We start from the raw sequence: 11,863 nt of genomic DNA on the forward strand, positions 1-11,863 counted from the left end.
CTCACCGCCGCCGACGCACGACCAGAACGGTACTCACGCTGACCACGAGCATGATCACGGGCATCGCCATCGGCGCGACGAGCGGGTCGTTCTCGATCAGGATCGCGTTGCCGAGGGCGGTTGGGGCGAGGCCGACCACGACGGGGAGCACGGCGCGCCGGTCGCCCCGATGCACGGCGTACAGGATCAGCGGCGCGAGCAGCCACGCGGCGAGCAAGAGCAAGAAGGTGAGTTCTGCGGCGTCGAAGCTGAGCCCGGCGCCGTTGTCCATCAGCCAGCCGAAGCTGCCGACGGAGAGCGCCACGACGGCGACCGCTGCAGGTGACCATCGCAGACCGGTGCGCAGGTCGAGCGTCCGGCGCGCCGCGGCCAGGACGAGATAGCAGGCGATCACGACGAGCTCGACGCCCGCGGCCGCGAGGACGACCTCCCACGGCTCGACCGAACGTCTGACCACGTCGACCGACGGCGGGCAGGCGTGGTCCTGGCAAGGGATCTCCTCAGGCGGGACCACGAGGTAGGCGACGTAGAGCAGCGGAATGCTGAGGAAGCTCACCGCAGCCGTCACGCGGAACAGACTGCCGGCGGCGGGCCTGGTGGGCGGCCGGCGGAGATCGAGTTGCTGGGTGGTCACAAGGAACACGATCTCGCTGCGGAGGGCCATCGGGTGCTGACCGAGGAACCCGGTTGACACCTGAGACTGCCTCCAGCATTGCCCGGCACAAGCGCAGTCGATCGTTTCGCTGGCCGAGGACGTGAGCTCATTCGCGGCGGCGGACGATGACGACGACCACCGCGGACACGACGAGCATCACGGCCGGCAGCGCGCCGACCGGGGCGTCCGGGACCACGATCGCGTTGCAGACGGCTGTCGGTGCGAGACCAACCACGACTGGGATTACCGCACGCCGATCACCGCGGTGTACGCCGTACAGAGCCAGTGGGGTGAATAGCCACAGTGCGAACAGGAGCAGCAAGCCGAGCGCTACGGAATCGATGCCGTTCAGGTCGCCCTCGTCGATCAGCCAGCCGAAGCCGCCGACGGCCAGGGCCACGATCGTGATCGCGAGCGGCGACCACCGGAGGCCGGACCGTAGGTCGAGGTTCCGGCGTGCAGCCGCCCAGGCCAGGTAACAGGCGATCGCCATGAGCTCCAAGCAGGCCGTCGCCAGGAGGAGTACCAGTTCGTTGACGGATCCGCCGACCGTATCGAGGCTCGGAGGACAGGCCTCGCGAGCGTCTGGGGGACACGAGTCGGGCTCGGCCAGTGGGCGCAGCAGGTAGACCGCCCAGAGCAGGGGGAGGGTCAGGAAACTTACCGCGGCGGTGACGCGGAAGAGGTTGCCGGCGGCGCGGGTGGGCCGGCGGCGGAGGTCGAGGCTTGGGGCGGTCACGGAAACACGATGCCCTTGCGGAGGGCCACCGGATCGTGACGGGGTGGATCGTTTCCGGTGTGTAAACGTCTTTCGTGGGGGGTTGGCAAGGTGTGACATTGCACTTAAGGTCTGTGCAATGTCACACGGTACAGATCTGAGTGTCGAGCTGACCGGAGGGCTGCTGCACAACTGGCAGCAGCGGAACCGGCGGGCGACGATCCCGCATGCGATCACGGAGCTGCGCAAGGCCGGGAACCTCGAGAACCTCCGGCGGCTGGCCGACCCGTCGATCGGGCCGTACCGCGGGCGGTACCCGTTCCTGGACACCGATCTCTACAAGACGCTGGAGGGCCTCGCCTACGAGGTCGATCGCGACGGTGCAGTAGACGGGGCGCCGGCCGGTGCGCGGGAGTTCTTCGACGAGGTCGTCGACCTGCTCGGGCAGGCGCAGGCCGAGGACGGCTACCTGAACTCGTACTTCCAGGACCCGGACCAGCCCAAGCAGCCGTGGTCGGACCTCGGCTGGGGTCATGAGCTCTACAACCTCGGCCACCTGATCCAGGCGGCCGTCGCGGCGCATCGCAGATTGTCCGATGGTCGATTGCTGACAATCGCCCGGCGGTTCGCGGATCTCGTCGTCCGGAAGTACGGCGAAGACGGCGAGGAGGTTGTCGACGGGCATCCGGAGGTCGAGATGGCGCTCGTCGAGCTTTATCGTGAAACCGGCAACGAGGACTACCTCACCCAGGCCCGGCTGTTCGTCGACCGGCGCGGTCAGGGGAAGCTCAAGCACACGATCTTCCCGGGGGAGTACTTCCAGGACCACGTGCCGTTCCGCGAGTTGCCGTCCGTTACCGGTCACGCCGTACGGATGGCGTACCTCGCGGCGGGCGCGGCCGACGTACACCTGGAGACCGGGGACCCGACGCTGCTGGCAGCGCTCGAGCGGCTGTGGGACGACATGGTCGCGACCAAGCTGTACCTCACCGGCGGGCTCGGCAGCCGGCACTCCGACGAGGCGATCGGCGACCGGTACGAGCTGCCGTCCGAGCGGGCGTACGCCGAGACGTGCGCGGCGATCGCGACGATGCAGTGGGCCTGGCGGATGTTCCGCGCCACCGGCAAGGCGTCGTACCTCGACGTGTACGAGACTGTGCTCTACAACGCTTACGCCGTTGGGCTTTCGGCCGACGGTACGGCGTTCTTCTACGACAACCCGCTGCAGCGCCGGCCGGATCACGAGCAGCGTTCCGGCGCCGAGGACGGCGGCGAACTTCTCCGCCGGTCATGGTTCGGCTGCCCGTGCTGCCCGCCGAACATCATCCGCTGGATGTCCGAACTCCAGGACCACGTAGCAGTTGCCCGCGACAACATCCTGTACGTCGGGACCTACGCCGACGCCCGCATCACCGCGGGCGATCTCAGCGTCAAGGTCACCACCGACTACCCGTGGGACGGCGAGGTCACGCTGACCGTCGAGGACGCACCGGCCGAGGAGCGGGCGATCGCCCTCCGCATCCCGGGATGGGCTTCGGACGCGCAGCTCGACGGACAGTCCGTAGCCGTCGGCTGGGCCGTGACGACCCGAAACTTCAAGCGTGGCGACGTACTGCGGCTGACGTTGCCGATGGCACCGAGAGCGCACGGATCGCACCCGTACCTCGACGCGACCCGAGGCGCGATCGCCGTCGCCCGCGGACCGTTGATTTATTGCGTCGAGCAACAAGATGCCACCGCACCGGTCGACGACCTGCTGCTCACGCCGACCGCCGTCACCAAGGCGATCGCGCGCCGGCAGGACGACCATCTCGTGCTTGAACTGACCGCGGGTGTCGCGCCGGCGCCGCCTCGCGAGCTCTATCCCGTGATCACCGACCAACAGACCCCTGGATCCGCCATCGACGAGGTACCGGTGACGTTCGTGCCGTACTTCCTGTGGGGAAACCGTCAGGCCCTGGCCATGCGTGTGTGGCTGCGAACGGAAAGAGAAGACTGATGAAGAGAACTTCCATGCTGGTGGGGCTCGTGGCATCGGCGGCGCTCGCGCTGACCGCGTGCGGCGGCAACACGTCCGGCGGCGCGAGCGGTGAATCCGCCGGCCCCGGCGCCAAGGCCGCGCAGGGCGGCACGCTCCAGGTGCTCGCGAACGCAGGCTTCTCGCACCTCGACCCGGCCCGCGGTTTCGACGGCGGCGTCAACAACTTCTACCGGCTGATCTACCGCACGCTCACCACCCAGGGCGCCGCACCGGGGGCCGACGGCACCAAGATCGTGCCGGACCTCGCCACCGACACGGGCAAGCCGTCCGACGGCGGCAAGACCTGGACGTTCACGCTGAAGGACGGCCTGTTCTTCGAGACCGGTGCGCCGATCACGAGTGCCGACGTGAAGTGGGGTGTCTCGCGGGCCTGGGATCCGGAGGTCGGCATCGGCTCGCCGTACGCGAAGCAGCTGATCGACGCGCCCGCGTCGTACCAAGGGCCTTACAAGTCCGGTGACCTGGCGACGATCGCGACGCCGGACGCGAAGACGATCGTGTTCCACCTGAAGAAGCCGTACGCCGACTTCGGCAGCGTGGTCGCGCAGAACACGTTCACGCCGGTGCCGAAGGGGCAGGGCGCGGGCAACGCGCTGGACAGCAAGCCGATCGCGTCGGGGCCGTACAAGCTCTCCGAGTACAAGCCGGGCGCGTCGCTCAAGCTGGTCCGCAACGACAAGTGGGACAAGAAGACCGACGACGTCCGGGCCGCGAACCCGGACGCGTACCAGTGGACGTTCGGCCTCGACCCGGCGACGATCGACGAGCGGATGATCGCCGGCCAGGGCACCGACGCCGACGCGATCGCCGGCACCATCCAGGCCGCCACGGTGGCCCGGGTCCAGACCGCGCAGCTCAAGCAGCGCACGATGAGCGGTCTCGGCGGCTGTACGACGTACATGGGGCTCAACTCCACGAAGAAGCCGCTGGACAACGTGAAGGTGCGGCAGGCGATCAACCTCGCGGTGAACAAGCAGACCGTCCGCGACGCGGTCGGCGGGTCGACGCTCGCCGAGATCGCCACCAGCATCCAGCCGCCGACCATCGCCGGGCGGGTGGACTACGACCCGTACCCGAGCCCGGACCACAAGGGTGATGTCGACGGCGCCCGCAAGCTGCTGACCGAGGCCGGTTTCGCCAATGGCTTCACGATGACGCTCGACACCCGGGCGCAACCGAAGATGCAGGCGATGGCGGTCGCGATCCAGCAGGCGCTCGAGCCGCTGAAGATCACCGTGAAGATCAACACCATCGACACCGCGACGTACTACGAGGTGATCGGTACGACCTCGCAGCAGCACGACGCGGCGATCACCGGCTGGTGCCCTGACTGGCCGTCCGGTGCGACCTTCCTGCCGCCGCTGTTCGACGGCCGCAACATCACGCCGAAGGGCAACAGCAACCTGGCGCAGCTGAACGACCCGGGCGTGAACGCGAAGATCGACGAGATCGCCAAGCTGACCGACGTCCAGGCGGCGAACAAGGCGTACGGCGAACTGGACAAGCAGATCATGGCGCTGGCGCCGGTCGTCCCGCTGCTGTACGAGAAGGTCCTGATGCTTGTCGGTAGCAACATCGGCGGCGCCTACCTGCACGACGGATTCTCGGGCGGCATCGACCTGGTCTCGGTCGGACTGAAGGACAGCAGCAAGTGATGGAAGGAACGAGAGGGTTGGGGGAGTCGTGACAACCAGCCCTACTCTCGTCGAGGTTGAGGAGGCGGTGCCGTCCGCGGCGCCGCCCACTTCGGGCCGGCGGATCCTCACCGCGGTCACCAGGGACAAGGGCGCGCTCGCGTGCCTGTTGTTCCTGGCGATCGTGGTCCTGATGGCGGTCGCCGCGCCGCTGATCACCAAGCTCAGCGGGTGGGGGCCGTACCAGTTCGACTCGGCGGCGATCAACTCCGACCTCGGCGGCGTACCGTACGGGTCGCTCGGCGGGGTCAGCGGCTCGCACTGGTTCGGCGTCGAGCCGCAGAACGGCCGGGACCTGTTCGCCCGGATCGTGTACGGCGCGCGGGTATCGATAACAATCTCATTGTCTGCAACCTTGCTGACCGGGATCCTCGGCGTCGTGCTCGGCATGCTCGCCGGGTTCTACCGCGGCTGGGTCGACCAGGTGATCTCCCGGCTGATGGATTTCCTGATGGCGTTCCCGGCGCTGATCTTCATGATCGCGATCCTGTCCTCGCTGCCGTCCGGGAACCGGCCGGTGCTGCTGGTCGTGGTGATCAGCGCGTTCGGCTGGCCGTACCTGGCGCGGGTGATCCGCGGCCAGACGATGACGCTGGCGAACCGGGAGTTCGTCGAGGCGGCGCGGGCGTCCGGGGCGAAGGACTCGCAGGTGGTGTTCCGGGAGATCCTGCCGAACCTGCGCGGCTCGATCGTCGTGATGACGACCCTCGCGATCCCCGGCTACATCGGCACCGAGGCGGGCCTGTCCTTCCTCGGCGTCGGTGTCTCGCCGCCGACCGCGTCCTGGGGCCAGATGATCGCGAGTTCGGTGAGCTGGTACTCGGTGGACCCGATGTTCTTCGCGATCCCCGGCCTGTTCCTGTTCCTCACCGTGCTCTCGCTGACCGTCCTCGGCGACAAGATCCGCACCCTCATCGACCAAGGAGAAGCCGCATGATGCGCTACGTCCTGGGCCGGCTCGGGGGCGTCGTACTGATCCTGCTGGCCGTCTGTCTGTTCACGTACCTGATCTTCTTCAAACTCTCTCCGGATCCCGCGGTGATGATCTGCGGCAAGACCTGTACGCCGGAGCGCATCGACTCGATCCGTGACGTGCTCGGGCTCAACCAGCCGCTGCTCACGCAGTTCTGGGACTTCCTGAGCGGGATCTTCGCAGGCCGCGACTACGGCTCGGTGCACTGCTCGGCACCGTGTCTCGGGTACAGCTTCCAGACCAACGAGTCGGTGTGGAGCATGATCACCGCGCGGCTTCCGGTGAGTATCACGGTCGCGGTCGGTGCCGCCGTACTCTGGCTGCTCGTCGGTGTGATCGGCGGTCTGCTCAGCGCGGTCAAGCAGGGCACGTGGTGGGACCGGTCCGCGATGGGCCTCGCGCTCGGCGGTGTGAGCGTGCCGAACTACGTGCTCGCGTTGTTGCTGCAGTACGTGCTGGTCGTGAAGCTGCAGGTGCTGCCGTTCCCGTCGGCGGTGCCGTTCGCGGACAACCCGCTGCTGTGGTTCGAGTCGTACCTGATGCCGTGGGTCGTGCTCGCTGTCGGCTACGCGTGTCTGTACGCACGGCTGACCCGGAGCAATGTCATCGACACGCTGGCCGAGAACTACTACCGGACCGCGCGGGCCAAGGGACTGAGCGGTGCGCTGATCATGCGCCGGCATGCGTTGCGGCCCGCGCTGACGCCGATCACCACGATCTTCGGGATGGACTTCGCCGGGCTGCTCGGCGGCGCGCTGATCACCGAGACCGTGTTCGGGCTGAACGGGATCGGCAAGATGGCCGCCGACTCGATCGCCAAGAACGACCAGCCGGTGATCATGGCGGTCACCCTGCTCGCCGCCTTCTTCGTTGTCATCGGCAACGTTGTGGTGGACCTGCTGTACACGGCCCTCGATCCACGGGTCCGGGTGGTGTCGTCATGAGCGACGAATTGTTCGTTGTCGACAATCTGACGGTCACTTTGCCGACCAGTCGTGGACCGGTCGACGTGGTGAAGAACGTGTCGTTCACGGTCGGCCGGGACGAGACGGTCGGGATCGTCGGCGAGTCCGGGTCGGGCAAGTCGATGACCGCGCTCGCCGTACTCGGGCTGCTGCCGCGTGGCGCCCGTACGTCGGGCAGCGTCCGGCTGGACGGCGCCGAGTTGCTCGGGCGCTCGGACCGCGACCTCAGATCCGTGCGGGGCAACGCGATCTCGATGGTGTTCCAGGACCCGCTGTCGTCGCTGAATCCCTACTACACGGTGGGTCTGCAGATCGAGGAGATGTACCGGACCCATCGCGGCGGATCGCGGCGGGCCGCGAGGCGGGTCGCGATCGAGGCGCTGGAGCGGGTGCACATCCCGGACGCGGCGCGGCGGGTCGACCACTACCCGCACCAGTTCTCCGGCGGCATGCGGCAGCGCGTGATGATCGCGATGGCGTTGTGCTGTTCACCGTCGTTGCTGATCGCGGACGAGCCGACGACCGCGCTGGACGTGACCGTGCAGGCGCAGATCCTGGAGCTGCTCGGCGAACTGCAGTCCACCACCGGGACCGGGATGATGTTCATCACCCACGATCTCGCGGTGATCAGCTCGATCGCCCAGCGGGTGCTGGTGATGCAGTCGGGTGATCCGGTCGAGTACGGGACCGCAGAGCAGGTGTTCTCGGATCCGCGGCACGAGTACACGCGGATGCTGCTGGACGCCGTACCGCGGATCGACGATGAGGTGGCACTGTGACTTTGCTGGAAGTGAAGGGCGTGACGAAACAGTTCGTTACGCGCGGCGAAGGGACGATGGCTCGCAAGTCGGTGTTCACGGCGGTCGACGACGTGAGCTTCGAGGTCGAGCTCGGCGAGACGCTCGCGATCGTGGGCGAGTCGGGCAGCGGCAAGTCCACGACCGCGCGGATCGCGGCGCGGCTGCTCGAGCCGACCGCCGGTACGGTCGTGTTCGACGGGCAGGACGTGACGAGGGCCAAGGGCAAGGAGCTGGCGTCGTTCCGGAACAACGTGCAGGTGGTGTTCCAGGACCCGTTCTCGTCGCTGAACCCGCGGTACACGATCGAGCGGATCGTCACCGCGCCGCTGACGTACCAGGGGATCACGCCTGCAAAAGGGCGACGGGCGTTCACCCAGGAGCTGATGGAGCGGGTCGGCCTGAACCCGGACCACTGCCGGCGCTACCCGGCGCAGTTCTCCGGCGGCCAGGCGCAGCGGATCGGGATTGCCCGGGCGCTCGCGGTGAACCCGAAGCTGGTGATCTGCGACGAGGCGGTGTCGGCGCTCGACGTGTCGATCCAGGCGCAGGTGCTGGAGTTGCTGATGCGGCTGCAGCGGGAGAGCGGGTTCAGCTACGTCTTCATCGCGCACGACCTGGCCGTCGTACGGCAGATCTCGCAGCGGGTCGCGGTGATGAACCGAGGAAGAATCGTCGAGGTGGGGACACGGGACCAGGTGTTCGGGGATCCTCAGGACGAGTACACCAAGACGCTGCTGGCCGCCGTACCGCGGATCAACCCGGAATGGGACGCCAGACGCAGGGGGAAGAAGGCTTCATGATCAGCTACACGATTCCGGGCATGCACGTTCGTGAGCACGAGCTTTCGGTGCCGCTCGACTGGTCGAACCCGGGCGAGTCGATCACGGTGTTCGCGCGGGAGCTGATCGATCCGACGCGGAAGGACGAGGACCTGCCGTGCCTGCTGCACCTGCAGGGCGGTCCCGGCGGGAAGGGGCCGCGGCCGACCGGGGTGTCGGGGTGGATCGAGCACGCGCTGAAGAACTACCGGATCGTGCTGATGGACCAGCGCGGCACTGGCCGGAGTACGCCGGTCAGCGGGCGGCGGATGGCGTCGATGTCGGCCGAGGAAGGCGCCGACTACCTCGCGTGTTTCCGCGCGGACTCGATCATCTCGGACGCCGAGGCGCTGCGGAACAAGGTCTTCGGCGGCCGCCGCTGGTCGACACTCGGCCAGAGCTACGGCGGTTTCCTCACGCTCACCTACTTGTCGAAGGCACCTGACGCCTTGACCGCGTGCTACGTGACCGGTGGGCTCGCGTCGATCGACCCGTCGGCGGCCGAGGTATACCGGCGGACCTATCCGCGGGTGGCCGCCAAGAACCGGGAGTTCTACCGGCGGTACCCGCACAACGTGGAGCGGATCGGCCGGATCGCGGACCGGCTGGCGGAGTCCGACGTACGGCTCCCGGACGGCGATCGGCTGACGGTACGGCGGTTGCAGTCGCTCGGGATCGACTTCGGGATGAAGCCCGGGTACGAGCGCATCCACTGGCTGATCGACGAGGCCTTCGACGGCGACGACCTGTCCGACGGCTTCCTCGGACAGGTGCTGGGATCGTCGTCGTACCTCGCGGAACCGCTGTTCGCCGCGTTGCAGGAGAGCATCTACGGCTCCGGTGACGGGGCGACCGGGTGGGCGGCCGAGGCGGAGCGGGCGCGGCATCCGGAGTTCGCCGAGGACGCGCGGCCGCTGCTGTTCACCGGCGAGATGATGTACCCCTGGATGTTCTCCGAGATTCGCGGGCTGCGGCCGTTCCAGGGCGCGGTCGAGGTGCTGGCGCAGCGGCCGCGCTGGTCGGAGCTGTACGACCTCGAGCAGCTCGCCGCGAACGACGTACCGGTGGCTGCCGCGGTGTATTTCGACGACATGTACGTCGACTCCGGGCTGCAGCTCGACACCGCGCACCGGGTCGGCAACGTGCAGGCGTGGGTGACGAACGAGTACGAGCACGACGGGCTGAGCACGCCGCGGGTCTTCGAGCGGCTCACCGAGCTGGTCGCGTCCATCGGGGGTGGCATCCCGAATCACTGATGACCGGTGCTTCACAATAGGCGGCGACCCAGGAGGTGAACCATGGCTGCCGATTCGATCGAGCCGCTGCCGAGCGTACGGCGGCTGGCGCAACGCGAGAACCTGCGCGACAGCGTCGCCAACGCTCTGCGGGCGGCAGTGATCTCCGGCGAGCTGAAGCCGGGGGAGGTGTACTCGGCGCCGACGCTCGGCGCGCGGTTCGGGGTCTCCGCGACGCCGGTCCGCGAGGCGATGCTGGACCTGGTCCGCGAGGGTCTGGTGATCTCGCTGCGGAACAAGGGCTTCCGGGTCACCGACGTGTCCGACGAGGACCTCGACAACCTGGCGGCACTACGGCAGCTGATCGAGCCGCCGACGATCCGGGACGTGGTCCCGGCGATCCCGGCGAAGGACTACCCGCAGTTGCGGCGGCTCGCCGAAGACATCGTGGTGGCGGCCGAGGCCGGCGACCTGATCGCGTACATCGAGGCGGACCGGGTCTTCCACGTGACGCTGCTCGCGTACTCCGGCAACCAGAAGCTCGTCGACGTCGTGTCGGACCTGCGCTCCCAGACGCGGTTGCTCGGCCTCACTCCACTGGTCGAGAGCGGCCGCCTGGTCCCGTCCGCCACCGAACACCACGAGCTGCTGGACCTCGTGGAGTCCGGCGACGGCGAAGGCGCCGAGCAGCTGATGCGCCGACACATCGGCCACGTCCGAGGCCTGTGGGCCCGCAACTCCACCGCCGAATAGGCGTCGATCACGACGGGCTGCACCGGCCTGCGTGAGCTCGAAGGGCTGGAGAGCGCAAGGCTCAGAGCAGCTGTCGCGCGAGGGAGCCGGCGACGAAGGTCTCGAACTCCTCCGGAGTCCAGCCGGACTCGTCGACCAGCTCCTGGTAGACACCGGGCGCCGCCAGCGCGCGGTAGACAGCCTGCGCTTGCTTGAGCGGGACCTGCAGTGCGTCCTGCAGGGATGCGATCATCGCGTCCATCACCTCGTTGCGGCCGGCAAGCTTCGAACGCAGCAGCGCTTTGGTCTCGGGGCTCTCGTCGGTGGCTGCCTCGAAGATCAGCACGACGTCGAAGCCGGCGGCGTACAGGTTCGTCAACCAGCCCGCCGCGCCGCGCAGTCGCTCGGCCGGGTCCTCGATCGCGAACACCTCCCCGGCCCGCTCGATCGCGCCGGCCTCGCTCAGCCACAGGTCGCAGATCAGCGACAGGATCTCCCGCTTGGTGCCGAACGCCGAGTAGACGGTCCGGGTCGCCACCCCGGACTCCTTGGCGATCGCGTCGATGCTGGTGGCGCCGTATCCCTGCGCGGCGAACAGCCGGCGCGCGGCTCGGGCGATCCGGATCCGGGTCTCCTCGGCCTGCACCTGGCGATAGGACTTGACAGCCTCCGGCATGACGGCACACTATCACTGTGTTGAGTGCAGTGATACTGCATCGAGTGCACTAACAGTGCACTTCTTTCGAGGGGGAAGAGTTATGGGTGCTTTCCGGGCGATGCCAGGAACGACGACCGCCGGTCCGCTGGCGGTGCTGGAGCGGATCCTGCACGAAGGGTTCGCGATGGGGAACGAGGCGATCGTCGACGAACTGTGCGCGCCGGACCTGATCGAGCATCAGTTCGGCCTGGCCGGGCGGGGTGGCCAGGCCCGCGACCATGTGAAGGCAGCGATCCGGCAGGTGCACGACCTGATGCCGAACATCGTGTACACGCTGGAGGATTCGGTCGTCGTCGGCGACCTGGTCTGGGCCCGCGGCCGCGCACGGGGTACGGCGACCGGAGCGTTCTTCGGGCCGCCGAGCAACGCCCCGATCGACATGCCCCTGTTCGAGCAAGCGCGAGTCGTCGACGGCCGCATCGTCGAACACTGGGGTTGCCCAGACCGCTTCGCCCTGCTGGCCCAAACGGGCGCCCTGGCGCGCCTCACCTGAGTAGCAGGGCGGTTGGTAGGT

General features: G+C 67.9%; 12 protein-coding genes. 9 read left to right on the forward strand and 3 right to left on the reverse strand.

Translation table 11 applies throughout. The annotated features are described in order from the left end of the window. Position 1: 1 nt before the first annotated feature. A complete protein-coding gene (locus tag OHB24_RS26940) occupies positions 2 to 694 on the reverse strand; it encodes a hypothetical protein (RefSeq protein WP_327633630.1) in 693 nt (230 codons plus the stop codon). Between the two features lie 67 nt (positions 695 to 761). Then, complete coding sequence (locus OHB24_RS26945; RefSeq protein ID WP_327633631.1) at positions 762 to 1,394, reverse strand: hypothetical protein; 633 nt, start codon at positions 1,392 to 1,394, stop codon at positions 762 to 764. A 118-nt stretch (positions 1,395 to 1,512) separates the two neighbouring features. Between OHB24_RS26945 and OHB24_RS26950 the strand changes: the two genes are divergently transcribed. The 8 genes from OHB24_RS26950 to OHB24_RS26985 are packed head-to-tail and all read left to right on the forward strand — an operon-like array spanning position 1,513 to position 10,652. Then, positions 1,513 to 3,372 (forward strand): glycoside hydrolase family 127 protein, encoded by a 1,860-nt coding sequence (locus tag OHB24_RS26950; RefSeq protein WP_327633632.1) that lies wholly within the window; start codon positions 1,513 to 1,515, stop codon positions 3,370 to 3,372. After that, positions 3,372 to 5,069, forward strand: coding sequence for an ABC transporter substrate-binding protein (locus OHB24_RS26955; protein ID WP_327633633.1), 1,698 nt, complete (start codon positions 3,372 to 3,374; stop codon positions 5,067 to 5,069). The genes OHB24_RS26950 and OHB24_RS26955 overlap by 1 nt, the downstream gene beginning before the upstream one ends. 28 nt (positions 5,070 to 5,097) lie before the next feature. Further along, positions 5,098 to 6,045, forward strand: coding sequence for an ABC transporter permease (locus OHB24_RS26960; protein WP_327633634.1), 948 nt, complete (start codon positions 5,098 to 5,100; stop codon positions 6,043 to 6,045). Then, positions 6,042 to 7,025, forward strand: coding sequence for an ABC transporter permease (locus tag OHB24_RS26965; RefSeq protein ID WP_327633635.1), 984 nt, complete (start codon positions 6,042 to 6,044; stop codon positions 7,023 to 7,025). Before OHB24_RS26960 ends, OHB24_RS26965 begins: the two co-directional genes overlap by 4 nt. After that, a complete protein-coding gene (locus OHB24_RS26970) occupies positions 7,022 to 7,825 on the forward strand; it encodes an ABC transporter ATP-binding protein (RefSeq protein WP_327633636.1) in 804 nt (267 codons plus the stop codon). The genes OHB24_RS26965 and OHB24_RS26970 overlap by 4 nt, the downstream gene beginning before the upstream one ends. Continuing rightward, positions 7,822 to 8,646 carry an ATP-binding cassette domain-containing protein gene (locus OHB24_RS26975; protein ID WP_327633637.1) on the forward strand — a complete coding sequence of 275 codons (825 nt, stop codon included), beginning with the start codon at positions 7,822 to 7,824 and terminating at the stop codon, positions 8,644 to 8,646. The genes OHB24_RS26970 and OHB24_RS26975 overlap by 4 nt, the downstream gene beginning before the upstream one ends. Continuing rightward, on the forward strand, positions 8,643 to 9,920 hold the full coding sequence (locus OHB24_RS26980; protein ID WP_327633638.1) for an alpha/beta fold hydrolase: 1,278 nt from the start codon (positions 8,643 to 8,645) through the stop codon (positions 9,918 to 9,920). Before OHB24_RS26975 ends, OHB24_RS26980 begins: the two co-directional genes overlap by 4 nt. Before the next feature lie 42 nt (positions 9,921 to 9,962). Further along, entirely contained in the window at positions 9,963 to 10,652 is a 690-nt protein-coding gene (locus tag OHB24_RS26985; protein ID WP_327633639.1) for a GntR family transcriptional regulator, read from the forward strand. A 61-nt stretch (positions 10,653 to 10,713) separates the two neighbouring features. Here OHB24_RS26985 and OHB24_RS26990 read toward each other — a convergent pair whose 3' ends face one another. Then, positions 10,714 to 11,307, reverse strand: coding sequence for a TetR/AcrR family transcriptional regulator (locus OHB24_RS26990; protein ID WP_327633640.1), 594 nt, complete (start codon positions 11,305 to 11,307; stop codon positions 10,714 to 10,716). 82 nt (positions 11,308 to 11,389) lie between these two features. Here OHB24_RS26990 and OHB24_RS26995 point away from each other — a divergent pair, with 82 nt between their 5' ends. Continuing rightward, positions 11,390 to 11,842 (forward strand): ester cyclase, encoded by a 453-nt coding sequence (locus OHB24_RS26995; RefSeq protein WP_327633641.1) that lies wholly within the window; start codon positions 11,390 to 11,392, stop codon positions 11,840 to 11,842. Positions 11,843 to 11,863 lie beyond the last annotated feature (21 nt).

Source organism: Kribbella sp. NBC_00482, assembly GCF_036013725.1.
Taxonomy (GTDB): domain Bacteria; phylum Actinomycetota; class Actinomycetes; order Propionibacteriales; family Kribbellaceae; genus Kribbella.